This is a genomic window from uncultured Roseovarius sp. (assembly GCF_913057115.1).
GTDB lineage: Bacteria > Pseudomonadota > Alphaproteobacteria > Rhodobacterales > Rhodobacteraceae > Roseovarius.
In genome coordinates this window covers 1-26158 of sequence record NZ_CAJXNN010000044.1, presented here as the reverse complement: position 1 = coordinate 26158, position 26158 = coordinate 1, and the positions used below count along the sequence as shown (strand labels likewise).

25 protein-coding genes are annotated in these 26158 nt (G+C 62.9%); 13 read left to right on the top strand and 12 right to left on the bottom strand.

Annotation, left to right across the window (positions count from 1 at the left end):
• Nucleotides 1–88: 88 nt before the first annotated feature.
• The 6 genes from QZ498_RS14930 to QZ498_RS14905 form a co-directional block, all read right to left on the bottom strand.
• Nucleotides 89–1642: an AMP-binding protein gene (locus QZ498_RS14930; protein WP_294623643.1), complete on the bottom strand. Its 1554-nt coding sequence runs from the start codon at nucleotides 1640–1642 to the stop codon at nucleotides 89–91.
• A 22-nt stretch (nucleotides 1643–1664) separates the two neighbouring features.
• Nucleotides 1665–1949: a hypothetical protein gene (locus QZ498_RS14925; RefSeq protein ID WP_294623642.1), complete on the bottom strand. Its 285-nt coding sequence runs from the start codon at nucleotides 1947–1949 to the stop codon at nucleotides 1665–1667.
• A 15-nt stretch (nucleotides 1950–1964) separates the two neighbouring features.
• Nucleotides 1965–2438 (bottom strand): lysozyme inhibitor LprI family protein, encoded by a 474-nt coding sequence (locus QZ498_RS14920; protein WP_294623640.1) that lies wholly within the window; start codon nucleotides 2436–2438, stop codon nucleotides 1965–1967.
• Entirely contained in the window at nucleotides 2438–3601 is a 1164-nt protein-coding gene (locus QZ498_RS14915) for an isovaleryl-CoA dehydrogenase (RefSeq protein ID WP_294623638.1), read from the bottom strand. Before QZ498_RS14915 ends, QZ498_RS14920 begins: the two co-directional genes overlap by 1 nt.
• 228 nt (nucleotides 3602–3829) lie before the next feature.
• Nucleotides 3830–5029, bottom strand: a complete 1200-nt coding sequence (locus tag QZ498_RS14910) for an aminotransferase class I/II-fold pyridoxal phosphate-dependent enzyme (protein WP_294623636.1) — start codon at nucleotides 5027–5029, stop codon at nucleotides 3830–3832.
• A gap of 102 nt (nucleotides 5030–5131) precedes the next feature.
• Nucleotides 5132–5797 (bottom strand): HAD-IA family hydrolase, encoded by a 666-nt coding sequence (locus tag QZ498_RS14905; RefSeq protein ID WP_294623634.1) that lies wholly within the window; start codon nucleotides 5795–5797, stop codon nucleotides 5132–5134.
• A 138-nt stretch (nucleotides 5798–5935) separates the two neighbouring features.
• Between QZ498_RS14905 and glmU the strand changes: the two genes are divergently transcribed.
• Both glmU and glmS read left to right on the top strand, forming a co-directional pair.
• Nucleotides 5936–7291 (top strand): bifunctional UDP-N-acetylglucosamine diphosphorylase/glucosamine-1-phosphate N-acetyltransferase GlmU, encoded by a 1356-nt coding sequence (glmU, locus tag QZ498_RS14900; RefSeq protein WP_294623632.1) that lies wholly within the window; start codon nucleotides 5936–5938, stop codon nucleotides 7289–7291.
• Nucleotides 7291–9114, top strand: coding sequence for a glutamine--fructose-6-phosphate transaminase (isomerizing) (gene glmS / locus QZ498_RS14895; RefSeq protein ID WP_294623630.1), 1824 nt, complete (start codon nucleotides 7291–7293; stop codon nucleotides 9112–9114). The genes glmU and glmS overlap by 1 nt, the downstream gene beginning before the upstream one ends.
• 8 nt (nucleotides 9115–9122) lie before the next feature.
• Here glmS and QZ498_RS14890 read toward each other — a convergent pair whose 3' ends face one another.
• Nucleotides 9123–9617: a hypothetical protein gene (locus QZ498_RS14890; protein ID WP_294623628.1), complete on the bottom strand. Its 495-nt coding sequence runs from the start codon at nucleotides 9615–9617 to the stop codon at nucleotides 9123–9125.
• 113 nt (nucleotides 9618–9730) lie between these two features.
• Between QZ498_RS14890 and moaA the strand changes: the two genes are divergently transcribed.
• The 3 genes from moaA to QZ498_RS14875 are packed head-to-tail and all read left to right on the top strand — an operon-like array spanning nucleotide 9731 to nucleotide 13097.
• Nucleotides 9731–10738, top strand: a complete 1008-nt coding sequence (gene moaA / locus QZ498_RS14885; protein ID WP_294623626.1) for a GTP 3',8-cyclase MoaA — start codon at nucleotides 9731–9733, stop codon at nucleotides 10736–10738.
• Nucleotides 10738–12024, top strand: a complete 1287-nt coding sequence (locus QZ498_RS14880; protein WP_294623624.1) for a 3-deoxy-D-manno-octulosonic acid transferase — start codon at nucleotides 10738–10740, stop codon at nucleotides 12022–12024. The genes moaA and QZ498_RS14880 overlap by 1 nt, the downstream gene beginning before the upstream one ends.
• A 32-nt stretch (nucleotides 12025–12056) precedes the next feature.
• A complete protein-coding gene (locus QZ498_RS14875; RefSeq protein WP_294623622.1) occupies nucleotides 12057–13097 on the top strand; it encodes a glycosyltransferase family 4 protein in 1041 nt (346 codons plus the stop codon).
• A 77-nt stretch (nucleotides 13098–13174) separates the two neighbouring features.
• Here the strand turns inward: QZ498_RS14875 and QZ498_RS14870 are convergent, their stop codons facing one another.
• The gene (locus QZ498_RS14870) at nucleotides 13175–14341 is read right to left on the bottom strand and encodes a M20 aminoacylase family protein (RefSeq protein ID WP_294623620.1); all 1167 of its coding nucleotides are present in this window, start codon (nucleotides 14339–14341) and stop codon (nucleotides 13175–13177) included.
• A 159-nt stretch (nucleotides 14342–14500) separates the two neighbouring features.
• Between QZ498_RS14870 and QZ498_RS14865 the strand changes: the two genes are divergently transcribed.
• From QZ498_RS14865 to QZ498_RS14840, 6 genes are all read left to right on the top strand, one after another.
• Nucleotides 14501–16270 (top strand): peptide ABC transporter substrate-binding protein, encoded by a 1770-nt coding sequence (locus QZ498_RS14865; RefSeq protein WP_294623618.1) that lies wholly within the window; start codon nucleotides 14501–14503, stop codon nucleotides 16268–16270.
• Nucleotides 16252–17268: an ABC transporter permease gene (locus tag QZ498_RS14860; protein ID WP_294623615.1), complete on the top strand. Its 1017-nt coding sequence runs from the start codon at nucleotides 16252–16254 to the stop codon at nucleotides 17266–17268. Before QZ498_RS14865 ends, QZ498_RS14860 begins: the two co-directional genes overlap by 19 nt.
• Nucleotides 17265–18092 carry an ABC transporter permease gene (locus tag QZ498_RS14855; RefSeq protein ID WP_294623613.1) on the top strand — a complete coding sequence of 276 codons (828 nt, stop codon included), beginning with the start codon at nucleotides 17265–17267 and terminating at the stop codon, nucleotides 18090–18092. The genes QZ498_RS14860 and QZ498_RS14855 overlap by 4 nt, the downstream gene beginning before the upstream one ends.
• Nucleotides 18093–18363: 271 nt before the next feature.
• Nucleotides 18364–19407 (top strand): YeeE/YedE family protein, encoded by a 1044-nt coding sequence (locus tag QZ498_RS14850; RefSeq protein WP_294623611.1) that lies wholly within the window; start codon nucleotides 18364–18366, stop codon nucleotides 19405–19407.
• A 152-nt stretch (nucleotides 19408–19559) separates the two neighbouring features.
• Nucleotides 19560–19937 (top strand): hypothetical protein, encoded by a 378-nt coding sequence (locus QZ498_RS17090; RefSeq protein WP_367117656.1) that lies wholly within the window; start codon nucleotides 19560–19562, stop codon nucleotides 19935–19937.
• Nucleotides 19938–20045: 108 nt separating this feature from the next.
• Complete coding sequence (locus QZ498_RS14840; protein ID WP_294623609.1) at nucleotides 20046–20669, top strand: DnaJ domain-containing protein; 624 nt, start codon at nucleotides 20046–20048, stop codon at nucleotides 20667–20669.
• Between the two features lie 95 nt (nucleotides 20670–20764).
• Here the strand turns inward: QZ498_RS14840 and msrB are convergent, their stop codons facing one another.
• From msrB to QZ498_RS14820, 4 genes are all read right to left on the bottom strand, one after another.
• Nucleotides 20765–21238, bottom strand: a complete 474-nt coding sequence (gene msrB / locus QZ498_RS14835; protein ID WP_294623607.1) for a peptide-methionine (R)-S-oxide reductase MsrB — start codon at nucleotides 21236–21238, stop codon at nucleotides 20765–20767.
• A gap of 87 nt (nucleotides 21239–21325) precedes the next feature.
• Nucleotides 21326–21883 (bottom strand): fasciclin domain-containing protein, encoded by a 558-nt coding sequence (locus QZ498_RS14830; RefSeq protein ID WP_294623605.1) that lies wholly within the window; start codon nucleotides 21881–21883, stop codon nucleotides 21326–21328.
• 88 nt (nucleotides 21884–21971) lie between these two features.
• The gene (locus tag QZ498_RS14825) at nucleotides 21972–22670 is read right to left on the bottom strand and encodes an anti-sigma factor (RefSeq protein ID WP_294623603.1); all 699 of its coding nucleotides are present in this window, start codon (nucleotides 22668–22670) and stop codon (nucleotides 21972–21974) included.
• Nucleotides 22667–23209, bottom strand: a complete 543-nt coding sequence (locus QZ498_RS14820) for a sigma-70 family RNA polymerase sigma factor (protein ID WP_294623601.1) — start codon at nucleotides 23207–23209, stop codon at nucleotides 22667–22669. Before QZ498_RS14820 ends, QZ498_RS14825 begins: the two co-directional genes overlap by 4 nt.
• 146 nt (nucleotides 23210–23355) lie before the next feature.
• Between QZ498_RS14820 and cobS the strand changes: the two genes are divergently transcribed.
• The gene (cobS, locus tag QZ498_RS14815) at nucleotides 23356–24342 is read left to right on the top strand and encodes a cobaltochelatase subunit CobS (RefSeq protein ID WP_294623599.1); all 987 of its coding nucleotides are present in this window, start codon (nucleotides 23356–23358) and stop codon (nucleotides 24340–24342) included.
• A 161-nt stretch (nucleotides 24343–24503) separates the two neighbouring features.
• The coding region (locus tag QZ498_RS14810) for a cobaltochelatase subunit CobT (RefSeq protein ID WP_294623596.1) at nucleotides 24504–26158 on the top strand (1655 nt) is incomplete at its 3' end.

Below are 26158 nucleotides of genomic sequence, written 5' to 3'. Positions count from 1 at the left end.
CCTACGTGATGAAATTCTGATCTCGCCACAGGAACAGTGACCCAAGGGCCAGCCACCGCGCTGGCCCTTTTCATTTGTGCCAATCCCATCATCGCGCTGCCTCCGCCGCCGCGCGAGCCTTCAATTCCTTGCGGATCACCTTGCCGGTCACGGTCATCGGCAAAGCCTCCAGAAACTCTACCTCACGCGGATAGGAATACTGCGCCAACCGCGCCTTGACATAGTCGCGCAATTCCCCGGCCAAGTCCTCGCTGGCCCCCACCCCATCCTTTAGCACCACATAGGCCTTCACCACCTCGGTGCGCAGGGCATCGGGCTTGCCCACCACCCCGACCGTGGCCACCGCCGCGTGGGTCAAAAGGCAATCCTCGATCTCGGCCGGACCAATCCGATAACCCGCCGAGGTGATCACATCATCCTCACGCCCGACAAAGCGCAAATACCCGTCATCCCAAGCCCCGCGATCCCCGGTCAGCATCCAGTCACCGCGAAATTTCTCTGCCGTGGCTTCAGGCTTCATCCAATAGCCCAGCATCATGCTGGCCGCGCCCCGGCGAATGGCGATATCCCCCTCGCCCTCCGTGACCTCGCCGGCCTCATCAATGACCCCGATCTCGAAGCCCGGCACCGGCTTGCCGATGCAGCCCGGGCGCGGCGCGAACAATTCATTACAACTGCTCGCCACCATGTTGCATTCGGTCTGGCCGTAAAATTCGTTAATGGTCACGCCAAAACCCGCCCGCCCCCACTCCAGCATCTCGGCCCCCAAGGGCTCGCCCCCGCTGGCAACACTGCGTAGGCCCTCAATCCGCTGATCCGCCGCCTTCAACATCCGCAAGGCCGTCGGCGGGAAAAACACATTGCGCACCGCCCCTTCGCGCACGATCCGGGCGCACTCTTCGGGAGTGAACTTGCCCAGCCTCGCCGCCACCACCGACACCCCAAGCGCAAGCCCCGGCATCAGCACATCGAACAAACCGCCAATCCACGCCCAATCCGCCGGCGTCCAAAGGCAATCGCCCTCTTGGCCCAGAAAATCATGGCTCATCTCGACACCGGGCAAATGCCCCGTCAGCATCCGATGCCCGTGCAGGGCGCCCTTGGGCCTGCCCGTGGTGCCACTGGTGTAAATCAAAACCGCCGGATCTTCCGGCCCGGTTGGGACAGGCTCAAACGGCGCCTCGTCCAGCGTCAGGATATCGGGCAAAAGCGCCTGCGCCGCCATGCCCACCAGCATCCCGGCACCATCCTCATCGGTGACAACCCAAGCCGCTCCCGCATCAGCCAGACGGCTGTCCAAGGCGTCATGCCGAAACAGCTTGAACAGCGGGATCGACACCGCTCCCAGCTTCCAGATCGCGATATGCGCCGCCGCACACCACGCATCCTGACTGCGCAACACACCCACACGATCGCCGCGCGACACGCCGCGCGCCTGCAAACCTCGGGCCAGCCCATCCGCCATCCGGCGCAACTGACTGTACGTGACCTCCTCACGCCCCTCGCTCAGATCAATGATCGCCACCCGCTCAGGATCGCGCATCGCCCATTCGTCGCAAACCTGCACAGCCATGTTCAGCCGCTCAGGCAGGTCCCAGCGAAACGCCGCGACAAGCTCGTCATATGGCAATCGTGTCAGCATCTCTTGGTCTTGTATCCCTTGATCACCTGTCACCGGTCAGCGCCGCGCGATCCGCCACGCGCCCGAACCGGTCTATGAAATACTCAAAACCAACGCCCGCACGTGCGCAGGTCACCACCAACCACAGCCCCTCCGAGGCAGCAGGCCGGGCATGGCAATCGCTGCGCGCCATACCCCCCTCCTCGACATATCGGTCGGCCACGGCCTCGATCACCTCGCTCTCGCTGCTCAGCGCCGCCTTGCGCCCCAAGGAAAGGCCCAAGGCGACCAATGCCGCCGCCAAACCCATCAATGGCACAAAGATCATCCACCGCCGCACGCCTCACCTCATCGGAAACCGAGTTTCAAGGTAAAGCGTCTGCTCGGCGGTCTCGTACATCATGCAACTGACATGCGCCGGGCCACCGCCCGTGCCGCCACCCCAAAGCGCCATTTCCGACAGGCACTTGGCATCGCGAAAGGCAATCCACGCCCGCTGCATTTCAACCAAGGCCGCTTCCTGATCGGGCGCATAGTCCGGCATATCCGCATCCTGCGCGGCCAGTTCCGCCTTCAAGTCGCGATAAACCCGGTTCAACCGCGCATCCCACCACGTCAATTCACGGTCGGAGCAAACGCTCATGCCCAGGGTCGTATAGCCATCCGATGTGGCCTCCATACAGGCCCCCGACGCCTTGCCAATACATTTCTCGCGCCCGCCCTCTTCGACACAACGTGCCGTCGGCGCGATGTCAAAGCGGATGTCCTGCGCCATCGCGGGCGCCGAAAAACACAGCATGACAGCCAAGGCGCGCACTAGGTCATCGCCCCCATCAACTCGCGGCCCACCAGCATCCGCCGAATCTCCGAGGTGCCCGCACCGATCTCCATCAACTTGGCATCGCGGAAAATCCTTGCCACGGGGGCATCATTCAGGAACCCGGCACCGCCCATGGCCTGCACCGCCTGATGCGCCTGCTTCATGGCCTCTTCACTGGCATAAAGACAGCAGGCGGCGGCGTCCTGCCGCGTCACGTCACCCCGGTCACAGGCCTTGGCCACCTCGTAAACATAGGCCCTTGCGCTGTTCATCGCCGTATACATATCGGCGATCTTGCCCTGCATAAGCTGGAAATTCCCAATCGGCTGCCCGAACTGCTTGCGCTCGGCCATATAGGGCATGATCTCATCCAGACAGGCCGCCATGATCCCTGTCCCGATCCCGGCCAGAACCACGCGTTCGTAGTCCAAGCCCGACATCAGAACGCGCACGCCCTTGCCTTCTTCGCCCAGCACGTTCTCAAAAGGCACTTCCACATCGTCGAAAATCAACTCTGCGGTATTGCTGCCGCGCATGCCCAGCTTGTCGAAATGCGGGCTGGTGGAAAAGCCCACCATGTCCTTTTCGATGATAAAGGCGGTGATCCCCTTGGCCCCGGCTTCGGGGTCGGTCTTGGCATAAACCACCAAGGTATCGGCATCCGGCCCATTGGTGATCCAATACTTGTTGCCGTTCAGCTTGTAATGATCGTTGCGCTTTTCGGCGCGCAACTTCATCGACACCACATCGCTGCCCGCGCCCGCCTCGGACATCGCCAAAGCGCCCACATGCTCGCCACTGATCAGCTTGGGCAAATACTTGGCCTTCTGCTCGTCATTGCCATTCAGCTTGATCTGATTGACGCACAGGTTCGAATGCGCCCCATAAGACAGCGATACACTGGCCGAGGCACGCGCGATCTCCTCCACCGCGATGACATGCGCCAGATAGGACATATCCGCCCCACCATATTCCTCGGGTGAGGTGATCCCCAAAAGGCCCAACTCCCCCATCTCGGTCCACAACTCGTTGGGAAAGACGTTCTTTTCGTCGATCTCGGCGGCCATGGGCTTTACCCGCTCCTGCGCCCACCGATGAACCATCTCCCGCAGGGCGTTCACATCCTCACCCAGATCAAATTGCATCACCGCGTTGAACATCGCGCGTCCTCTCCCGCTTCTGGTATTTATTGAACACTTGTTCATTTTATATTCACAAACAGCGAGTCGGGTCAATCCCGCACGCAAAACAGCCTCCCCCCGCATCCAAGCACAGGCGCAACACCGGCCTTTCCAGGCGCGGCCCGGCTCTTCTTCTGTTCAAAAATATCCCGGGGGAGGCGTTGAAAATCCCATTTTCAACGGCGGGGGCAGCGCCCCCAAAATCCTTTACGCGGTCTGCCCTTGATACACCGCGCCCACCTCGCCACGAATGATCCGCGCAATCTGCGCGCAGTCCTCAAGGCTGAAGGTCAGTGGCAGGCGCATATCCAGAATGCCGCGCAAAATCCGGTCGCTCTTGGGCATCCGCTCACTCGGGGCATAGCGCCAACTGTCATAGCGGCTGGTAAAGCCCACAGGCTCCGCGCCGCCAAACCACTTGAGTTCCACACCTCGCTTCAAACAGCGCGAGACCACCTCGCCAATCGCGCTATCCTCCCAATCCAAAAGCAAAAACTGGATCGACGAGCCTACGAAAGTCTCCGCCTCTGGCCGCTCCACCACCTGCAAACCGGGCGTACCGCGCAGGCCCTCTTCGACCACGGCGTAGCGGTCATTCCACGCCGCACATTGCGCATCCAGCTTGGCCAGTTGCGGCCGCAGGATCGCGGCGCGCAAATGGTCCATCCGCCCCGAAACATTGGGCGTTTCATACTTCACCCGCTCGAACACCTCCGCAGGCGGCACCGTCCCGTTGCGCCCATAAAGCATGTAAGAGCCCGAAAGGATCGTCGCCCGCGCCGCGATCTCATCATCATCGGTGACCAGAAAACCGCCCTCACCCGAATTCATATGCTTATATGTCTGCGTCGAATAGCACCCCACAAGGCCCCAGCGGCCCGACGGCTTGCCCTTCCACGCCGCCCCCATGGTATGGGCGCAATCCTCGATCACCGTGATACCCGCGCCCTCGCAAATCTCCATCAGGCGCTCCATGTCGCACAGATGGCCGCGCATATGGCTCAACATCAAAACCTTGGCTTCGCCAGCCTTCGCGGCCAGATCCTCTAGGTCGATGGTCAGGCTTTCGGTGACGCCCACAAAAACCGGAACAGCCCCGACACTGGCAATCGCCCCCGGCACCGGGGCCAGCGTAAAGGCATTGGTCAACACCTTGTCGCCGGGTGTCACCCCCACCGCGCGCATCGCGGTAGCCATGGCATAGCCGCCCGAGGCAACGGCCAGCACGTATCTTGCGCCGGTGTACGTAGCGAATTCGCGTTCCAGAAGGCCAGTTTCGCCCACCTCGTCGCCGACAAGGTTGTAGCGGTGCAACCGCCCGCTGCGCATCACCTCCAGCGCCGCCTCGATCCCCTCATCGGGAATCGGCTCCTGCTGGGTGAAATTGCCTTTGAATATCTCGCTCATAGCCATGTTTTGGGCCGTGCGGGCAGCCCGGTCAAATCTTTTCGTATCCGCGCCACAGCCATTTACGAAACCCGAAAGCCGCTTGCGCACTTTCCAAAAGCCTCAGCCGATCAAGCCACGCACCACATCGCGCAACTCGTCGTAATGTCCTATCAGCGCTTCAGGCTCCAAGGCGGCCACACCGTCCCCATCCGGCCCGAAGGTCACAAGAACCGAAGGTACCCCCGCCGCACGGCTGGTCTCGCGGTCGGTCACGGTATCTCCCACCAAAAGGCTGCGCGACAGATCGCCACCGGCACGCCGCACGGCCTCGCGCAAGGGCTCTGGATCAGGCTTGCGCACCGGCAGTGTATCCGCACCGATCAGCGCCTCGAAAGCCTCCAGCACGCCCATCCGCGCCATCAATAGACGCGCGAGGCCTTCGGGTTTATTGGTGCAGACGGCAACCTTGTAATCGGCCCGCTTCAGGGCCTCGACCGCCTCCATCGCGCCGGGGTACAGGATGGTGTGAACGTCAATGCTTGCTTCGTAAGCCTCCAACAACACAGGATACTGCCGATCGACCTCGGCCCGATCATCCGCACGTCCCAACCGTTCCATCCCAAGCGTCAGCATTGCGCGGCCACCGCGAAAGGCGGTGCCGGCATCTCGCGCGGGGTCCAGAATATCCCCTGCGCCCATACCCCTGAAACAGGCATTGGCCGCCTCTATCAAGTCCCCACTGGTATCCGCCAGCGTGCCATCCAAATCGAAAACAACTGTTCGCATCGTCCCCCCGACCGCATGGCCATTGGCATCTTTCCGCCAGCGATTGTCACATAGCGAAATCTGGTTTGATCCGTTGCCCCTTGCACCGAATGGGTATCCGGATAAAACGGGCGCGCAAAGAACACAAAGAGATTTCGTATGGGTACTGCATTGATCGTCCTTGCCGCAGGCCAAGGCACCAGAATGAAATCGGACCTGCCCAAGGTGCTTCATCAGGTCGCCAGCGCGCCGCTTCTGGTGCATGCGATGAAGGCTGGCGCGGTGTTGAAACCCGATCATACGGTGGTGGTGGCCGGTCATGGCACCGAGGCCGTCAGCAAAGCAGCACAAGCCCATGACGTAACCGCGCAAATCGCCATCCAGTCCGAGCAGAAGGGCACCGCCCATGCCGTAGCCCAAGCCGCGCCATTGCTGGAAGGCTACGAAGGCGACGCCCTCGTTCTGTACGGCGACACGCCCTTTATCCAGCCTGAAACCCTGACCCGCATGGCCGAGGCCCGTAAGGCGCATGATGTCGTGGTACTGGGGTTCGAGGCCACCGATCCGGGCCGCTATGGCCGTTTGAAAATGTCGGGCGAAACCCTTGAAGGCATTGTTGAATTCAAGGATGCCAACGATGATGAACGCGCCATCACCTTCTGCAATTCCGGGGTGATCTGCGCCGCCGCACCGCTGTTGTTCGACCTGATCTCACAGGTGGGCAACGACAACGCGAGTGGCGAGTATTACCTGACCGACATCGTCGGCCTCGCCCGGTCGCAGGGGCTTTCGGCCACCGCCATCGCCTGTGACGAGGCCGAGACCATGGGCGTCAATTCCCGTGCCGAACTGGCCCAGGCCGAGGCTGCCTTTCAGGCCCGCACGCGGGCCGAGGCGCTGCAGAACGGCGTCACTCTCACCTGCCCCGAAACCGTGCATTTCGCCCATGACACCCACATTGGCCGCGACACGGTGATCGAGCAGAACGTGGTCTTCGGCCCCGGCGTCACCGTCGAGTCCGGCGCGCATATCCGCGCCTTCTCCCATCTCGAAGGCTGCCATGTGTCGCGCAGCGCGGTGGTGGGGCCCTATGCCCGCCTGCGGCCCGGCACGGAACTGGCCGAAAACACCCGCATCGGCAATTTCGTGGAAACAAAGAACGCGGTGATCGAAGCCGGCGCCAAGGTCAATCACCTCAGCTATATCGGCGATGCTCATTTGGGCGAGGAAACCAACATCGGGGCTGGCACCATCACCTGCAACTATGACGGCGTGATGAAGCATCATACCGAGGTTGGCAAGCGGGTGTTCATCGGCTCCAACACCATGCTCGTCGCCCCCGTCACTGTGGGCGACGAGGCGATGACGGCCTCGGGGTCCGTCATCACGAAGAACGTGGCAGAAGGCGCCTTGGCATTTGCGCGCGCCGATCAAATCGAAAAACCCGGCATGGCGCGCAAATTGTTCGAAATTCTAAAGAGTAAAAAGTCAAATCGCGACAAAGGGGCAGGATAATGTGCGGTATTGTAGGCGTCTTGGGCAAACACGAAGCCTCGCCAATTCTCGTTGAGGCCCTCAAACGGCTTGAATACCGAGGCTACGACAGCGCCGGCATTGCGACATTGAATGACGGTCATCTGGACCGCCGCCGCGCGGTGGGCAAACTGGTCAACCTCTCCGACCTTTTGGTGCATGAACCGCTGCCCGGCAAGGCGGGTATCGGGCATACCCGCTGGGCCACCCATGGCGCGCCGACGCTGGGCAACACCCACCCGCATCGGGCAGGTCCGGTCGCCGTGGTGCATAATGGCATCATCGAGAATTACCGCGAATTGCGCGCCGATCTCGGGGAAAAGGGGATCGGGTTCGATACCGATACCGATACCGAAACCGTGGCCCTTCTGACCAAGCTCTATCTGGATCTCGGCCTCGCGCCCGTCGATGCGGCCAAGGCCACAATTGACCGGCTCGAAGGCGCCTATGCTCTCGCCTTTCTCTTCGACGGCGAACCCGACCTGATGATCGCCGCCCGCAAAGGCAGCCCGCTGGCCATTGGTCACGGCGACGGCGAGGTTTATGTCGGGTCCGACGCGATTGCGCTTGGCCCTTTCACCGACCGGATCACCTATCTCGAAGAAGGCGACATCGCCGTTCTGACCCGCGAAAGCGTCACCATCACTGATGCCAACGGCGAATTGGCCAATCGCGAGATGCGCACCATTACGATCGACAGCACGCAGGTCGACAAGGGTGGGCACAAGCACTTCATGGCCAAGGAAATCGCCGAACAACCCGTGGTGATTGGCGAAGCGCTGCGCCATTATCTTTCCGACGATGGCCGCGACGTGGTCTTGCCCGGCGAAGAGATTAATTTCGCAGATCTGGATCGGATGACCATGGTCGCCTGCGGGACCGCCTATTACGCCTGCCTGACCGCAAAATACTGGTTCGAACAACTGGCCGAAATGCCGGTCGAGGTCGATATCGCCTCCGAGTTCCGCTATCGCGAACCGCCCATCCCGGCCCGCACCGGTACCCTGTTCGTCAGCCAATCAGGCGAAACCGCCGATACGCTGGCCGCCATGCGCTATTGCGAGGGGCGCGCCGCCAAGGTGCTGTCGGTGGTCAACGTGGCGGAAAGTTCCATCGCCCGCGAAAGCGATATCGCCCTTCCGATCCTCGCCGGAACCGAAATCGGCGTGGCCTCCACAAAGGCGTTCACCTGCCAATTGACCGTGCTCTTGTTGCTGGCGCTCAAGGCCGCCAAGGACCGCGGCACACGCACCCCTGACGAGATCGCCGACACCCTGTCCAAGCTGCGCGGTCTTCCAGCGATCATCACCCACACGCTGGAACTGGACCCGGCATTCAAGAACGCCGCGCGGCAATTGGCCGAAGCCGACAATGCGCTGTTTCTCGGGCGCGGCCTGATGTATCCGCTTGCGCTGGAAGGCGCATTAAAACTAAAGGAAATCAGCTATATACATGCCGAGGCTTATGCATCGGGTGAGCTGAAGCATGGCCCGATCGCCCTGATTGACAAGCACATGCCAGTGGTCGTGATGGCCCCCTGTGACGGTCTTTTCGGCAAGACGGTGTCGAACATGCAAGAGGTGATGGCCCGTGGTGGCAAGGTGATGCTCATCACCGATCAGGCCGGGGCAACGGCGGCAGAGGAAGGCGCGTGGATGCTTATCACCATGCCCGAGGTCGACCCGGTCCTGACGCCGATCCTTTACGCCCTACCCGCACAGCTTTTGGCCTATCACACTGCTGTCGCCAAAGGCACCGATGCAGACCAGCCGCGCAATCTGGCGAAATCCGTCACCGTCGAGTGACGCCCGGATCAGGGCAGCCGGTACACCTCAACTTCAGGCAGTTCGGTCAAGCCAACGCCCAAAAGCCGCATTGCGGCAAGCGATAACTGGCTGCCCGCTCCGCGCGGCGCATCCAGTGGTATCAGGTCCACCGCGACCGATCCGCCGCTGGCCGGATCATCCACCCGCCCCTTGCCGGGGCTGTCGGCAAGCGGTGTTTTCATCCATATTCCCGGCTCGGACGGCGCCCCGAGCGAGGCGATTGTCGTGCCCAGAAGGCTGGCCCGTGTCTCGGTTTGCGCTGTTTGAACCGCCGCCGCGCGCTCTTCTTGAGTTGTCGTATCAAAGGCCTCTGCCGTGCGTGCACCCGAAGGTGGCCGCAACGCCGTGCCGTCCGAAGGCCGCACCTTGGGCCGTGTTTGCCCCTCGGCCGGGCTCAGAACAACAATATTATTGTCGGCGCTGCGCGGCTGAGGGTCAAAAAGTCCTTGTCCCGGCGCACAGGCAGCCAAAGGCATAGCCATAATGACGATTGCAAAGCTCACCTTCATAAAAACCACAGTAAACCCGCTCCAAGCCCCCTGCAACGACCAAGATCGTACTTGCCCCACATCGGCAGAGATCCTAAGTTTTACCCATGACCGCACCCTTGATTGATCCATTCCAACGCGCGATCTCCTATCTGCGCGTTTCCGTCACCGACCGCTGCGATTTCCGCTGCGTCTATTGCATGTCCGAGAACATGACGTTCCTACCCAAGAAGGAACTCCTGACACTCGAAGAACTGGATCGCATGTGCTCCACCTTCGTCGCGCTAGGCGTTGAGAAACTGCGCATCACTGGCGGGGAACCCTTGGTCCGCAAGGGCATCATGACCTTTTTCAATGCCATGACCCGCCATCTCGAATCGGGCGACCTCAAGGAACTGACCCTCACCACCAACGGCAGTCAGCTTGAACGTTTCGCCGATGATCTCTACGCCGCTGGCGTCCGCCGCGTGAACATCTCCCTCGATACGCTTGACGAGAAGAAGTTCGCCGACATCACCCGCTGGGGCCGCCTGCCGCAGGTGATCAAAGGCATTGATGCGGCGCAACGTGCAGGGCTTCGGGTCAAGATCAACACTGTGGCCCTCAAAGGCTTCAACGAAGATGAACTTTTCACGCTGGTCGAATGGTGCAAAAGCCGCGACATGGACCTCACTTTCATCGAGGTGATGCCGATGGGTGACATCGGCAACGAGGATCGTTTGGATCAATACTGGAAGCTCACCGATCTGCGCGCGCGACTGGCGGAAAATTACACGCTGGAAGACCTCCCCGAGCGCACAGGCGGCCCGGCCCGCTACGTGAAACTTGAAGAAACCGAACAAAAAATTGGTTTCATCACGCCTCTTTCGCATAATTTCTGTGAATCCTGCAACCGCGTGCGCCTTACCTGCACCGGGGAACTCTACATGTGCCTTGGTCAGGAAGACATGGCTGATCTGCGCGCGCCCCTGCGCAACAACCCCAACAGCGACGCGCCGCTGGAAGAGGCCATTCGCGCCGCCATCGCGCTCAAACCCAAGGGGCATGACTTCGATTATTCCCGCCAATCGGTGGATGGCCGCATGTCGCGGCACATGAGCCACACCGGCGGCTGATGTCCGGGCCTGCCGCGCCCCTACCGGTCCGCCTGTACGGCGTGGCCGCCAACCTGATCGCGCCGCTGGCCTATCGCCGCGTCCGCGCCAAACTAGAGGCCCAAGGCACAGCACCCTCCCGCGTCAAGGAACGTATGGGCCGCGCCACCCTGGCCCGCCCCGAAGGCCGCCTGTTATGGCTTCACGCGGCCTCCGTCGGCGAAAGCCTGTCGGTACTCGGCCTGATCGACGAACTGGGCAGGCAGCACCCCGATCTGTCCTTCCTGATCACCTCCGGGACGGCCACCTCCGCCCAGATCGTCACCAACCGCCTGCCGCCCCGCACGCAACACCAATTCGCACCGCTGGATTCCCGCCGGGCCGTCGACCGGTTTCTCGACCATTGGCGCCCCGACGCAGGTGTTTTCGTGGAAAGCGAACTCTGGCCCAACATGCTGCGCGGGGCAAAGGCGCGCGGCCTGCCCCTCGCTCTGATCAACGCGCGGATTTCCGAGAATTCCGCCCGAAACTGGAAGCGGTTGGCCAAAACCGCGCGCCACCTGCTGGACCATTTCACCTTGATCCACTGCCAAAACACCCGCACAGCCCGCCATTTCCACGACATCGGCATCACACAGGCCGCGCCGGGCGTGAACCTCAAATCCCTCTCCGGCGCGCTGCCCTATGACACGGGCGAACTCACCCGCCTGCAAAACCTCATCGGCCCCAGGCCCCTCTGGCTTGCCGCGTCCACCCATCCGGGCGAAGACGAGGTGATGATCGAGGCCCACAAGGCGCTTTTGAAAGACCACCCCGAGGCGCTCCTGATCCTCGTGCCGCGCCACCCCGAACGCGCCACCGCGATCGAGGCGAAAATGGCCGAGGCTGGCCTCAACACCGCCCGCCGCTCCACCGGCATGGCCCTGACGCCCGAAACCCAAACCTACCTCGCCGACACCTTGGGCGAGATGGGCCTTTGGTATGCGCTTAGCCCAGTGACCTGCCTCTGCGGCTCCTTCACGCCGGTGGGTGGCCATAATCCCTACGAGCCTGCTCATGCCAGATCCGCCCTCCTGCACGGCCCGCTTTATGCCAATTTTTCCGATACTTACGCCGATCTGGGGGCGCAAGAGGCTTCTAAGGAAGTCCCCGACGCCAAGATGCTAAGCGGTGCTTTGCACACACTTCTAAGCGATCCGCAAAGCCTCGACACCGCCCGCGACAAGAGCCACGCCTTCGCCGCCGCACAGGCCGACGCCCTGCACGACACCGCCCAAACCCTTTCCAAGGCGCTGTCGCTCGGCTAAGCACAGGGCACACAACACCAAGGCCCACCCCAGTGCCCGAGCTGATCGTCACCAATTTCAACCGCAATTTTACCGGGGTTTCGGCCACCGCCGCCGGTGTGATCCGCCAGCAAATGCAGCACTATGACCTTGCGCTTGCCGGCCACCCCCTACCCGGCTGCCCCGACCCGATCAGCAAAAGTGAGGCGCGCCGCCTCTCGCGCAAGGCTCCGCCCAACCGTCCCTTCACCATCTGGCACGTGCGCCGCAACACCGAGATGCGCGCCGCCCTCTGGGCGCGCGACGTGCTGCGCCTGCCGGTCAAAATCGTCTTCACCTCCGCCGCCCAGCGCCGCCATTCCGCCTTCCCCCGCTGGCTGATCTCGAAAATGGACGCAGTGATCGCCACCACCGAGCACGCGGCCGACTTCGTCCCCAATGTCCGCGCGGTGGTCCCCCACGGCGTTGACTGTAGCTATTTCACCCCGGCCAAGAACCGCGCCGCCGCTTGGGCCGCAACGGGCCACCCCGGCACGCGTGGCATTGCCACCATCGGCCGCATCCGCCCCGAAAAAGGCACCGACCGCTTTGTCGACGCCATGCTCGCCTATCTGCCCGATGATCCGGACGCCACCGCGCTTGTCATCGGCCGTGCTGCCAAATCCGATCAAGCCTTTCTTGCTGACCTCAAACAGAAAATTGCCGACGCTGGCCTCACCGAGCGAATCCTTTTCCCCGGCGAAATCGCCCCCGATGAACTGCCCACACTCACCCGGGCGCTCTCGGCCATCGTGCAACTGCCCCGCTACGAAGGCTACGGCATGGCCCCCCTAGAAGGCATGGCCAGCGGCGTGCCTTTCGTCGCCACCGACGCAGGCTACTACCGGCATTTCTCGCAAAACGGCACCACCGGCCTGATCGTGCCCGAAGACGACGCGCCCGCCACCGCCGCCGCCTTGACAAGGCTACTCTCGGAAAACCACCACGAAAAAATGGCCAAGTCCGCCCGCCGCGCCGCGGAAACCATCTTCAGCGTCAGTGCCGAGGCCCAAGGCATCTCAAAGGTCTACGAGGCCCTCTGGACCGCCCCTTAGCCCTTCTTCTGTTCAAAAATATCCTGGGGGAATCGCCGCAAGGCGATGGGGGCAAAGCCCCCCAAATCCCCGCGCGGTCACCTGCCCAAAGGCATCCGCTGCTCGGCGACCTCCGCCCACCAGCTACAGCCCGCCGGAATGACCGCATCGTTAAAGTTATACTCGGGGTGATGCACCATGGCGGTATCGCCATTGCCGACAAGGATATAGGCCCCCGGCCGCTCTTCCAGCATGAAGGCGAAATCCTCGCCCCCCATGACCAAGGGTGCCTCGTCGCATTGCCCACTCACCGATCTTGCCACTTCAGCGGCGAACGCGGTCTGCGCCTCGTGGTTCACCATCACCGGGTAATTGCGCTGATACTCAAGGGAAATCTCCCCGCCCATGGCCATACCGATATGCTCGCAAATCGCGTTCATTCGTGTCTCGGCCAAATCACGCATCTCCGGGCTCAGCGTGCGCACGGTCCCCATCAGGTTCACACCTGTCGGGATCACGTTAAAGGCCTTCGATGTGGTCTCCATCGAGGTGACCGAGACCACCAATTGTTCGGTCGGGTCGGCATTGCGGCTGGCGATGCTTTGCAAGGCGCTGACAAGTTGCGCGGTCATCACCACCGGGTCCACGGTCTCGTGCGGCTTGGCGGCATGGCCGCCAACGCCCCGGACCTCGATCTTGAACAGGTCGGTGGCGGCAAAAAACGGGCCTTGGCGGATGGCGAAAGTCCCGTCCGGCATCCCCGGCCAGTTGTGCATGCCGTAAACCTCCTGCACGCCAAAACGCTCCATCAAGCCGTCTTCGCACATCTCGCGGCCACCCCCGCCACCCTCTTCGGCGGGCTGGAAGATCACCACGACGGTGCCATCGAAATTACGGGTCTCGGCCAGGTATCGTGCCGCGCCCAACAGCATCGCGGTATGCCCGTCATGGCCGCAGGCATGCATCGCCCCCGGCGTTTCGCTGGCATAGTCCACGCCCGTCGCCTCGTGGATCGGCAAGGCGTCCATATCAGCCCGCAGGCCAATCACCTTGCCCGATCCGGTCTCACGCCCCTTGATGACACCGACAACCCCGGTGCGCCCGATCTCTGTCACCACCTCGTCGCAGCCAAATTCGCGCAGCTTGTCGGCCACAAGCGCGCTGGTACGCTGCGTTTCAAACAGGATTTCGGGGTGGCGGTGAATATCGCGTCGCCACGCGGTGATCTCATCATGCAATTCGGCAAAGCGGTTCTTCACGGGCATCGCGCGTATCCTCGAATTCGGGGTGTCACCGTCAACCTGACGGCTTTGGCGCGGATTTCAACGCCAAACTTTCAAAACTGCCGGTGAATTCCCGAAGCAGGCAAAACCAAGGGTTGCATACCCAAGGATAATTCGCAGACTGTATCCGCGTAGTAATGAATGGACTTCGTGCAATTGAAAGACCTTAGACACAACCGGTTTCACTGGACCCGCCGCCCTGCGAAAACCCACGCAATCACCGCCGTGATCGCGCTATGTTCGGCGCTCGCCACGCCCACGCAGCCATTGGCCGAAACCCGCAGTCACGGCGACACCCTGCGCCTGCGCAATTGGCAGGCCCCCGCAACGCTCAACCCCTATCTCTCCGCCGGTGCCAAAAATGTCGAGGCCGCCAGTATCGTGCTCGAACCGCTTGCACGCACCAATCCCGACGGAAAACTGGTGCCTTGGCTTGCCCGCTCGATCCCCACTCTTGAAAACGGCGGCATCGCCGCCGATGGTACGGCGATCACATGGCGGTTGCGCGACGGGCTTACCTGGTCTGACGGTACACCGGTCACCGCCGCGGATCTGCGGTTCACCTGGGAATACTGCATGGCCGAGGGCGCGGGTTGCGCGCAAGCCATGAAATTCGATGGCGTGTCGCGCATCGACATCCCCGACGCCCAAACCGTCACCCTGCACTTCGACGCGCCCCGCCCGATGCCCTATCAGGCCTTCGTCGGCCCGGAAACGCCGGTCCTGCAGCAGGCGCAGTTCGCTGACTGCCTTGGCCCCAAGGCGCAAACCTGCAGCGCCCAGAACAGCGCCCCCATCGGCACCGGCCCCTTCGTGGTCAAGGACTTCCAGCCAGGAAACATGGCAGAGTTCACCGCCAATCCGGCGTATCGGACCCCCGGCAAGCCCGGCTTTGACCGGGTGATCCTGCAAGGCGGTGGTGACGCCGCCGGGGCGGCCCGCGCCGTGCTGCAAACCAACGAGGCGGATTTCGCCGCCAACCTGCAACTCCCGCCCGAGGTGCTCACATCCATGCAGACCGCAGGGGGCGGCAGGCTTCTCACCGCCTTCGGCCCGCTTCTGGAACGACTGGTGTTCAACCTGACCGATCCCGACCCCGCGTCGGGCGCGACAGGCTCCACCCGCGCGCATCCGCATCCCATTCTGTCCGATCCCTCGGTGCGCGCGGCGCTCAGCCTCGCCCTGGACCGCAAGGCGCTGGTCGATCTGGGCTATGGTCCAGCGGGCCGCGTGACCTGCGCGCTGATCCCCGCGCCGGCCCGCTTCGCCCCGCCACAGCCCGAGGATTGCGCCGATCAAGATCTCGCCCGCGCCCGCGCGCTGCTCGATCAGGCGGGCTGGCGCGACACCAATGGCGACGGCCTGCGCGACAAGGATGGACGCCCCCTGCGCCTCGACTTCCAGACCTCGGTGAACCCGGTTCGGCAGGATTTCCAGGTCGTGATTCAAGACTGGTGGCGGCAAATCGGCGTTGAAACAAATCTGCGCGCCATCGACGCCAGCATTTTCTTCGGCTCCGACCCCGCCAACCCCGACACCTTCCAGAAATTCGACGCCGATGTGCAGATGTTCGCCTCGGCCTTTGCCGGGACCGATCCGGGCAATTTCCTTGCCGGTTGGCGCTGCGAGAACATCCCCTCGCCCGAAACCGACTGGCAAGGCGCCAACATTGCCCGCATCTGCGACCCGGGTTTCGACGCGCTCTCGGCGCAGCTGGCCGAAACCGCCGATCCAGAGGCCCGGGCACAGCTCGTGCAGAAAATGTCGCGCCGTCTCACCGACAGTCACGCTCTGGTGCCCTTGGTACATCGCGGCCGGGTGGCCGCCGCCGCCAAGGACCTCGAAGGCCCCCGCCTAAACCCTTGGGGCAGTCCCTATTGGAACATCGCCGAATGGCGCCGCGCCCCCTGATCCGGCTGGCCCGGCGCGGGCTGTCGCTTGGCCTCTCACTGCTGGCCATCGCACTGGCGATTTTCGGGCTGCTCTCGCTTGCCCCCGGCGACCCGCTGGCACAAATGCCCCTGACCCTGCCACCCGAGGTGCGCGCCGCCATGCGCGAGGCCATGGGCCTCGACGCCCCATGGCCCACGCGGCTTGGCCTCTGGCTCTGGCAGGCGCTGATCGTCGAGCCGCTGGTCCTCTGCGATACCCTGTTTGGCACCACTTGGGCCGAAGGTGCCCCCCGCCTCATCAGCTGGCACAGCCGCAGCCCGGTCATGGGGCTTATCGCCGACCGCCTTCCGCAAACACTGCGCCTCATGGGGCTGTCCTATGCGCTCGGCCTCGCCTGCGCCCTTCCCTTGGGCCTTTGGCAGGCGCACCGCTATCGCAGCACCGCTGACCAAGCCACCACGGCCCTCACCATGACCGCCTACGCGCTGCCGCCTTTCGTCACCGGGCTGCTGCTGATCTGGGTCTTTTCCATCACGCTTGGCTGGCTACCCTCGGGCTATGATAACAGCCTGCGGATCACCGATGCCGCAAGCCTCGGCACCGAACTCAGGCAACTTATCCTGCCGGTCGCCGTCCTCACCCTGCAAATCACCGCGCAACTGACCCGGCACCTGCGCGCCAGCGCGATCGAGGTTCTGGGTGCCGATCATATCCGGACCGCCCGCGCCAAGGGCCTTGGCCCACGCGCGCTTCTGATGGGCCACGTCCTGCGCCACAGCATGATCCCGGTGGTCACCATCGTGGCCCTCGGCCTGCCACAGATCGTCGGCGGCGCGATCATCACCGAGCAGATCTTCGCCATCAACGGCATAGGCCATCTGCTGATCTCCTCGATCCACGCCGGCGACCTGCCGGTGGTGCAAACCATAACCCTGCTGGTTGCCGTCCTTGTCGTGCTGGCCAATCTGCTGGCCGATGCCGCCTATCGCTGGCTCGACCCAAGGCTTACACGATGAGCCTCCGCCCCTCCCGCGCACTCTGGGCGCTTGGGCTTATGGTCCTCGGCCTGCTCGCCGCGCCGCCACTCTGGGCCCCCGGAGCCACGGCACCCGACCTCACGCTGCGCAATCTCGATGCCTCCTTCGCGCATCCGCTCGGCACCGACAGGCTGGGCCGCGACCGGCTTGCGCGGCTTCTGCTGGGAGGGCAAATATCGGTGCTGACGGGGCTCGCCGGCATGGCGCTCACCGTGCTCCTCGGCACAGGCGTCGGCTTGCTGGCCGGCATGTCCCGCCGCCTTGACCCGTGGCTCATGCGCCTGACCGACCTTTGCCTCGCCCTGCCCATGCTGCCCATGATGCTGCTTGTGGTCATGCTCTTCCACGGGCCGCTGACAGCGGCTCTGGGCCAGACGGTCGGCAGTTTCGTCCTCATCACCACCGTGATCGGCCTGACAAGCTGGATGCAATGCGCCCGCCTGATCCGGGCCGAGGTGCTGCGCCTCTCGGGAATGGAATTCACCCGCGCCGCCCAGGCCATGGGCGTACCGCCCTGGCAGGTGGCCATACGCCATATCCTGCCAAACGCGATGGCCCCGCTTGTCACCTCCGCAACGCTGGCCATGGCCAGCGCAATGATCGCAGAGTCGACCCTGTCCTTCCTCGGCCTCGGGTTTCCGCCCGGAACCCCAAGCCTTGGCAGCCTCCTGCACGAGGCGCTGCCCTACCTCGGAACCGATCCGGCCCGCGCTCTCGCCCCCGGCGCGCTCTTCGCGCTGATCGTCCTGATCGTCACATGGGCCGGGGAATCCTTGCGCCAAAGCTATGATCCAAGACAGTAGCCCACGGCGCGCTCATCGCTACCGCTCCTCGCGAAGAAGCCCGTCAGGGCTGAGGAGCGCTCTGAAAAGCGAATAAAAACCGCATACCCCGCAAGTGGGCCAAACCGGATCAATAAGCAGCCCATGTGCGGCAAACCGGAACAGCGTCCTCCCCAACGCCGCCAACCAGAACAGCTTCCCGCGCAGTAACCAAAAACCTCATCGCCAAAGCCTTGATCCAGAGGATTTTCCCCGCCACATGGAACAAAATTCCGCATTCGGGAGCAAAACCATGTTCGAATCCTTGGGGTTTGAAACCCTCACCGCCCCGCAGGCCGCCGTCTGGTTCGCCTTGGCCATTGGCGCCGTCTTCGGTGGCCTGGCCCAGATCACCCGCTTCTGCCTGCGCCGCGCAGTCGTCGGCGAGGATCGCAAACAGGCCGCCGGTGTCTGGCTCACCGCGCTTGCGGTGGCCCTTCTGGGCACCCAATTCGCCGTGGCGCAAGGCGTGATCTCCTTCGCCGATCACCGCTTCATGGCGGCGGATCTCCCGGTTCTGGCCATCATCGCCGGCGGCCTGATGTTCGGCATCGGAATGGTGCTCACCCGTGGTTGCATCTCGCGGCTGACGGTCCTGACAGGCGCGGGCAACCTGCGCGCCGCGCTCGTGCTGATCGTCTTCGCGATCACCGCCCACGCCGCGCTCAAGGGCGTTTTGGCCCCCGTTCGCACCACATTGGGCAGCGTCACCCTGCCTTTGGACTCTGCCGCCCTGCCCGGCAATCCGCTGATCTGGACGGCGCTCATCGCCGCCGTCGCACTGATTTTCGCCCTACGGTCCGGCAACCGCGTAACAACCCTCGCCCTCGCCGCGCTGATCGGCGCGCTTGTTCCCTCGGCTTGGGTCGGCACCGGCTTCGTCCTTTACGATGACTTCGATCCCATCGCGATGCAGTCGCTCTCCTTCACATCGCCCGCCGCAGATTCGATTTTCTATACCGTGGCCTCCACCGCCGTTTCCGCCAACTTCGGCGCGGGCCTTCTGGGCGGTGTCATCGTCGGTGCCCTGGTCGCCGCGCTTCTGTCGGGCGGCTTCCAGTGGCAAAGTTTCGAAACGCCACGCCAGACCGGCCAATACCTCGCCGGGGCCGTGCTCATGGGCTTGGGCGGTGTTCTCGCCGGTGGCTGCACCGTGGGCGCGGGCCTTGCCGGTGTCCCGACCCTGTCGCTGGCAGCAGTCCTCGCGCTGGCCTCGATCATCGCGGGTGGTCTTGTGGCACAGCGCATCCTGCACCCCGCCGAACAAACCACCGGGGCTTTGCACCCCGCCGAATAAGCGATTTTCGTACAACCCGTACGACAAACCGATCACCCCCGGAGTTTCAACCAAACTCCGGGGGTTCTATTGTGGTCATGCGGCGCCATCACCTCTTGCACTAGCGGTCCAAACGTCTAGGATGTGGCGCGCATTTTAGAAGGGACGCTTCCATGACAGCCTATCAATACCGGGTCATCCCCGCGCCCACCAAGGGCCGCAAAGCGCCGGGCGTCAAAGGGGCGGACGCGCGATTTGCCCATAGTTTACAGGAGGTTATCAACGAAGCAGCCGCCGAAGGCTGGGAATATCAGCGCTCCGATATTCTACCCTCCGAGGAACGCCAGGGCCTGACCTCCTCGCATACCGTCTACCGCAGCGTCCTTGTTTTCCGTCGCCCCGCCCCCGCCACAGCCACGGTCGAAGGCGCCCCTGTCGCGACAGTAGAGACCCCGGATATCGACCTCAGGGACACTTCGGGAGACCAAACACCTTTCGAGGATTCCGCAGAAAGCGAAAACCCGGAAGACACGCCCCCGAGCCGCCCCTGACCCAAAACCGGCAAGCCTCCGCCACAGTCGTGAATTTTTCGGATTTTGCCCCTTCAATTCATCTCGTTTTGACCTAAAATCACCGCTCCGAGTCGAAAAGGTAGCCCCATGTCCAAGTCAGATCCCTTCGGTTTCGACATGTCCGTGTCTTCCGCGAAGAAGAAAAATCCGCGCGGCCGCCGTGGCATGTCCGGTGCCTCCGAAACCTCCACCCGCGTCTGTGAACACGAGGGCTGCAACGAGCCGGGCAAATACCGCGCGCCCAAGGCGCCGGACGTGCTGGATGAATTCTACTGGTTCTGCAAGGACCATGTGCGCGAATACAATCTGAAATGGAACTTCTTCCACGGCACCACCGAGGCCGAGATGAACGCGCAAATGTCCAAGGACAAGGTCTGGGAAAGACAGACAAAGTCCTTCTCCGACCCCGAAGCACGCGCTTGGGCCCGTCTGGGCATCGAAGACCCGCATCAGGTCTTGGGCGAAAACGCCACCAAGAACCCGGGCAAGAAACAGGGCGGCGGACGCAAACTGCCCCCGACCGAGCGAAAGGCGATCGAGATCCTCGAAGCCGAGGATACCTGGACCAAGGTGGAAATCCGCAAGGCCTACAAGAAGCTCATCAAGGTGCTGCACCCCGACATCAACGGTGGTGACCGCAGCCAAGAAGAACAACTGCAAGAGGTCGTCTGGGCCTGGGACCAGATCAAGGACAGCCGTTACTTCAAGTAACGCGCTGACCTTGAAGCAAAGAACCGCCCCGTGCGCACCTGCGCCGGGGCGGTTCCGTGTTCAGCCTCTCGAATTGGCCTTCGCCGTTGCACCAGTCAGGCCGGCTTGAACACAAGGCTCACCCCGTTCAGGCAATGCCGCTTACCGGTGGGTTGCGGGCCATCGTTGAAAATATGGCCCAAGTGGCTTCCACAGCGGCGGCAATGGCACTCGGTGCGCAGATAGATCAGCTTGAAATCCCGCTTGGTGCCGATCGCATCCGGCAAGGATTGCCAGAAACTCGGCCAGCCGGTCCCGCTGTCGTACTTGTGTTTACTGGAATACAGCGCCAGATCGCAGCCCCGGCAATGATAGATGCCGTCATCATACTGTTTGTCCAAAGGCGACGAGAAGGCCGGTTCGGTCCCCTCTTCACGCATCACGCGATACTCAAGATCGCTCAGCATGGCTTTCCACTCGGCCTTGCTGCGGGTCACCTCGAAGTCACCACTCGCCGCGATACCACGTCCGGCCAGTGTCAGGGCGCCCCCAGTTCCAAGGGCAAGGGCAAAAAAGCGACGGCGATTCATAACGGACCTCCTAACAGCTACGTTTCTAGAAATCTGTGCTGTGTGGAGCCGCCGCACAATGCACGGCTCCACACAATCCGGTGAGCGTTACGACTGCGGCGGCAGGATCACGCGGTCAACCACGTGGATCACACCGTTCGACTGGTCGACATCGGCAATCGTCACGTTGATCGTGCGGCCACGCTCGTCTTCCAGCATGATCTTGTCACCGCTGTAGGTGGCCTGCAAAGTGCACGAACCCAGCGTCGGCACAGGGTGCACGCCGCCGTCGTCATCCACCATACCCTTGATGGCCATCGACATCGCCTCGGTGCCCACGACGTGGCACTTCAGGATATTGGCCAGTTGGTCCTTGGCTTCCGGCTCCAACAGCGCCTCGACGGTGCCATCCTTGAGCATCCCGAAAGCATCGTCGGTGGGCGCGAAAACGGTGAACGGTCCTTCCGAGTTGAGAACCTCGACAAGGCCCGCCGCTTTGACAGCCGCGACCAAGGTCTCATGGTCCGCCGAATTCACGGCGTTTTCCACGATGGTCTTGTCCGCATACATCGGCGCGCCACCCACCATGGGGTTTTCGGCGCTCGCCGTTCCGGCGGCAAGACCCAATGCAACGGCCGTCGCGGTGAAAAATCCTGTCTTGAACATCTTTCAATCTCCTCTGTCGGCTCGGGCTGGATTGCCCGAAGCTGACGAAGGCACGCAACTCCACCCGACAGAGTTTCAGCTCAAGTGATCACGTGTTCGTGATCGGCCCGACAGCCAGTACATCGCCGGTGGGCGCCCCCGTCGGCGACCCGCCCGGCGGCTCGTCGGAAATCGCCAGGATGCCGCCAGCAAGCTGCGGACGCAGGTCTTGAGGGACGGCAAGCGCGGCCTGCGCATCGCCCGGCAAAACGCCCAAGGACACCGGCGCGTTCTCGCCAGCGATCAACCATAGCTCAAGCGCTCGGCCCTCACGCGGCCCGCCTTGACGTCGATCGACGAACAGTTCGCCCGCCTCGGCATCGTAAGCGGCAGCGACCACGAGGCTGCCATCCTCGGCGGCCACTTCGGCGACATAGGCCGGATCGGCGGGCGCTTGCGGGCCACGCGGCAAAAGATCGGCCCCGAAGATCAGCCCAAGCGCCAAGGCCGCCGCCGCAAGCCCGCCCAGAAACACGCCGAACCAGCCCATGCCGCCAGACTTTCCAGCCGGCGCGCCGAACAAGGCAGCTTCCACCTGGCCTTGCAATCGCGGCGGCGGGGCCACCGGATCAATCCTGTCGGTCAGCGCCGCCAGATCCTCGCACCACTCGGCATAAAGCGCCCGCAACTCGGGCTCGTTCACCAGACGCTGCTCGAAGACCGCTGCCTCGTCGGAGGGCAGCAGCCCGAGGGCATATTCCCCGGCCAAGGCCTTGTCGGCGTCGCGTTCTGGCAACTCGTCGCTCATCGCGAGAGGCACTCCTTCAGTTTCAACAGGCTGCGCCGCAGCCATGTTCGCATCGTATTCAACGGCACCTCGAAACGCGCCGCAAGATCGGCGTAGGTCTCGCCATCAAGATAGGCCCCGCGCACCGCTTGCGCGTGACCCTCGTCCAATTCGTCAAAACAGGCGCTCAGACGGCCCCCCTCGGAGGCCGCGATCGCCTGTGTCTCAGGCCCCGGCGCGGGATCGGGCCGTTCTTCGGCCTGTTCCATGCTGGCGGGGGGTGATCGCCGTTTGCGCAGACGATCCACCGCTGTATTCCGCGCGATCGTGATCAGCCACGTCATCGGGCTCAGGCCATTGGCCTGATACCGACCGGCATTCTGCCAAATCTTCACATAGACGTCGTGCAAAACCTCTTCAGCTTCGGCCCGGTTGTCCAAGACACGCAGACAGATGCCAAAAAGTTTCGCAGAGGTCGCGGAATAAAGCGCGCCAAATGCGCGCCTGTCCCCCGTGGTACAGGCGGCAAGCCATGCTTCGATGTCGTCGCGAGTCGCCATGTGGTTCACTGTCTCCCTGAACCGCCAACCTAACGTGGTTTGTCGTGAGGCCAATGCAAAACTTCCCCTTTCCCTTGCCCTTCCGCGCGATATGTTGCACGACGGAGCACGAATTGAGACAGACCGTGAAGTGAAGGATTGCGCCAATGGCCGACGGCAGCATCGACATGAATGCAAAACCGACCGAAGAGATTTCGGTCAGAGAGGTGTTCGGTATTGATTCCGATATGGTGGTCAAAGGCTTCGCCGAACGCACCGACCGCGTGCCCGAGTTGGATAGCACCTATAAATTCGACCCGGACACGACCCTAGCCATCCTGGCGGGCTTCTCGCACAATCGCCGCGTGATGATTCAAGGCTATCACGGCACCGGCAAATCCACTCACATCGAACAGGTGGCAAGCCGCCTCAACTGGCCCTGCGTGCGCGTCAACCTCGACAGCCACATCAGCCGGATCGACCTGATCGGCAAAGACGCCATCAAGCTGCGCGATGGCAAGCAGGTGACGGAGTTCCACGAAGGCATCCTGCCCTGGGCGCTGCGCAACCCCACCGCCATCGTCTTTGACGAATACGACGCGGGCCGCGCCGACGTGATGTTCGTGATCCAGCGGGTTCTGGAGGCCGACGGCAAGCTGACGCTTCTGGACCAGAACGAGGTCATCACGCCGAACCCCTATTTCCGCCTCTTTGCCACGGCCAATACCGTGGGTCTGGGCGACACCACCGGGCTTTACCACGGCACCCAGCAGATCAACCAAGGCCAAATGGACCGCTGGAGCCTTGTCGCCACGCTGAACTACCTCAGCCACGATGCCGAAACCAACATCGTGCTGGCCAAGAACCCGGTCTACAACACCGCAGAAGGGCGCAAGATCATCAGCCAGATGGTCACCGTGGCCGACCTTTCGCGCACCGCCTTCATGAATGGCGAATTGTCGACGGTGATGAGCCCCCGGACGGTGATCGCATGGGCGCAGAACGCCACCATCTTCCGCGACGTGGGCTATGCCTTCCGGCTGAGCTTCCTCAACAAATGCGATGAGCTTGAGCGGCAGACCGTGGCCGAGTTCTATCAGCGCTGCTTTGACGAGGAACTGCCCGAAAGCGCGGCCAGCATGAGCTTGGGGTGACCGGGTTTGACCTGACGGACTGCGCCATTGGCGCAGACAGGGGGAGCGCGCTTGCGCGCGCCATGAGGGGCTCTGCCCCTCGGCCTTCGGCCTCACCCCGGGATATTTTGGAACAGAAGAAGGGCGCAGTCCCGGCACGGGTCTGACACAGGAAGCTGGCGATGGTTCAAAACAACGACAATCCCGCAGATCCCTTCAAGAAGGCGCTCGCCGAGGCCACCAAGGTCATCGCGGATGATTCGGAGCTGAACGTCAGTTATTCGGTCGATCCGGCGGGCCTGTCGGGCGATTCCATGCGCCTGCCGCAGGTCAGCCGCCGGATGACCCGCGACGAGGTCTTGCAGGCGCGCGGCACCGCCGATGCGCTGGCGCTTCGGCACAAGTACCACGATGGTGGGTTGCATGCCCGCTATGCCCCGGCGGGCGAGATGGCGCGCGATCTTTACGAGGCGATGGAAACCGCCCGCTGCGAAGCGATCGGCGCGCGCGAGATGCCCGGCACCGCCGGCAATATCGACGCCAAGATCGGTGCCGAAGCGCAGCGCATGGGCTATGACCAGATCAGTGACCGGGCCGATGCGCCGCTCGCAACGGCCGCAGGCTACCTTGTGCGCCATCTGGCGACCGGGCGGGAATTGCCCGAAGGGGCACAAAACGTCATGGACCTCTGGCGCGATTTCATCGAGGCCGAGGCCGGTGGCACCTTGGAAGGCTTGGAAGACACCCTTGCCGATCAGGCCGCCTTTGCCCGCTTTTCCCGCAAGATCATCGAAGATCTGGGCTATGGCGATCAACTGGGCGATGATCCGGATGCGCCCGAGGATGACGCCGAGGACGAGGCCGAGGAAAGCCGGGAGGACGAGGAACAGCCCGACAGCTCCGGCGAAGACGACAGCGACGACTCCGACAGCGACGCCGAAGCAGAACGCAGCCAGGAAGAACAGCAGGACGCAAGCCAGGCCCAGGTGTCGATGGACGACATGGCCGACGAGGAGATGGGCGAGGAAACAGAACTGCCCGAGGGCGAGGCCCCGATGGAGCCGCCCGCGCCCGCGCCGATTTCAGAGGCCGACCCGGATTACATCGTCTATTCCACCGATTTCGACGAGGAGATTCGCGCCGAGGATTTGGCCGAGCCGGTCGAGCTTGAGCGCCTGCGCGCTTACCTTGATCAGCAGTTGGAGCCCTTGAAAGGCGCGGTCAGCCGCCTTGCCAACAAGCTGCAACGCCGCCTTCAGGCGCAGCAGAACCGGTCTTGGGAGTTTGACAAGGAAGAGGGCGTGCTGGATGCCGGGCGCCTTGCCCGCGTGGTCGCCAATCCCACCACGCCGCTCAGCTTCAAAGTCGAAAAGGACACTGAGTTCCGCGATACCGTCGTCACGCTGTTGCTGGACAATTCCGGCTCCATGCGCGGGCGGCCCATTTCCATCGCCGCGATCTGCGCCGATGTTCTGGCCCGCACGCTGGAGCGCTGCTCGGTGAAGGTCGAGGTTCTGGGCTTCACCACCCGCGCTTGGAAAGGCGGCCAAAGCCGCGAGGCCTGGCTGAACGAAGGCCGCCCGCAACTGCCCGGTCGCCTCAATGACCTGCGCCACATCATCTATAAATCCGCCGACGCGCCCATGCGGCGCACCCGTGACAACCTTGGCCTGATGATGAAGGAAGGGTTGCTCAAGGAGAACATTGACGGCGAGGCGCTGGAATGGGCGCACAAACGTCTGGTCAACCGCCGCGAGGCGCGCAAGATCCTGATGGTGATCTCGGACGGCGCGCCGGTGGATGACAGCACCCTGTCGGTGAACCCGGCCAATTACCT

What these genes read in the sequence shown, in the direction of transcription:
- moaA (WP_294623626.1), top strand. Translation starts at nt 9,731, where the DNA reads ATGACCGCACCCTTGATTGATCCATTCCAACGCGCGATCTCCTATCTG.
- QZ498_RS14820 (WP_294623601.1), bottom strand. Translation starts at nt 23,209, where the DNA reads ATGGCGACTCGCGACGACATCGAAGCATGGCTTGCCGCCTGTACCACG.
- QZ498_RS14925 (WP_294623642.1), bottom strand. Translation starts at nt 1,949, where the DNA reads ATGATCTTTGTGCCATTGATGGGTTTGGCGGCGGCATTGGTCGCCTTG.
- QZ498_RS14880 (WP_294623624.1), top strand. Translation starts at nt 10,738, where the DNA reads ATGTCCGGGCCTGCCGCGCCCCTACCGGTCCGCCTGTACGGCGTGGCC.
- QZ498_RS14840 (WP_294623609.1), top strand. Translation starts at nt 20,046, where the DNA reads ATGTCCAAGTCAGATCCCTTCGGTTTCGACATGTCCGTGTCTTCCGCG.
- QZ498_RS14825 (WP_294623603.1), bottom strand. Translation starts at nt 22,670, where the DNA reads ATGAGCGACGAGTTGCCAGAACGCGACGCCGACAAGGCCTTGGCCGGG.
- QZ498_RS14905 (WP_294623634.1), bottom strand. Translation starts at nt 5,797, where the DNA reads ATGCGAACAGTTGTTTTCGATTTGGATGGCACGCTGGCGGATACCAGT.
- QZ498_RS14915 (WP_294623638.1), bottom strand. Translation starts at nt 3,601, where the DNA reads ATGTTCAACGCGGTGATGCAATTTGATCTGGGTGAGGATGTGAACGCC.
- cobS (WP_294623599.1), top strand. Translation starts at nt 23,356, where the DNA reads ATGGCCGACGGCAGCATCGACATGAATGCAAAACCGACCGAAGAGATT.
- msrB (WP_294623607.1), bottom strand. Translation starts at nt 21,238, where the DNA reads ATGAATCGCCGTCGCTTTTTTGCCCTTGCCCTTGGAACTGGGGGCGCC.
- QZ498_RS14860 (WP_294623615.1), top strand. Translation starts at nt 16,252, where the DNA reads ATGGCGCCGCGCCCCCTGATCCGGCTGGCCCGGCGCGGGCTGTCGCTT.
- QZ498_RS14890 (WP_294623628.1), bottom strand. Translation starts at nt 9,617, where the DNA reads ATGGCTATGCCTTTGGCTGCCTGTGCGCCGGGACAAGGACTTTTTGAC.
- QZ498_RS14870 (WP_294623620.1), bottom strand. Translation starts at nt 14,341, where the DNA reads ATGCCCGTGAAGAACCGCTTTGCCGAATTGCATGATGAGATCACCGCG.
- QZ498_RS14850 (WP_294623611.1), top strand. Translation starts at nt 18,364, where the DNA reads ATGTTCGAATCCTTGGGGTTTGAAACCCTCACCGCCCCGCAGGCCGCC.
- glmU (WP_294623632.1), top strand. Translation starts at nt 5,936, where the DNA reads ATGGGTACTGCATTGATCGTCCTTGCCGCAGGCCAAGGCACCAGAATG.
- QZ498_RS14910 (WP_294623636.1), bottom strand. Translation starts at nt 5,029, where the DNA reads ATGAGCGAGATATTCAAAGGCAATTTCACCCAGCAGGAGCCGATTCCC.
- QZ498_RS14855 (WP_294623613.1), top strand. Translation starts at nt 17,265, where the DNA reads ATGAGCCTCCGCCCCTCCCGCGCACTCTGGGCGCTTGGGCTTATGGTC.
- QZ498_RS17090 (WP_367117656.1), top strand. Translation starts at nt 19,560, where the DNA reads ATGACAGCCTATCAATACCGGGTCATCCCCGCGCCCACCAAGGGCCGC.
- QZ498_RS14830 (WP_294623605.1), bottom strand. Translation starts at nt 21,883, where the DNA reads ATGTTCAAGACAGGATTTTTCACCGCGACGGCCGTTGCATTGGGTCTT.
- QZ498_RS14865 (WP_294623618.1), top strand. Translation starts at nt 14,501, where the DNA reads ATGGACTTCGTGCAATTGAAAGACCTTAGACACAACCGGTTTCACTGG.
- QZ498_RS14930 (WP_294623643.1), bottom strand. Translation starts at nt 1,642, where the DNA reads ATGCTGACACGATTGCCATATGACGAGCTTGTCGCGGCGTTTCGCTGG.
- glmS (WP_294623630.1), top strand. Translation starts at nt 7,291, where the DNA reads ATGTGCGGTATTGTAGGCGTCTTGGGCAAACACGAAGCCTCGCCAATT.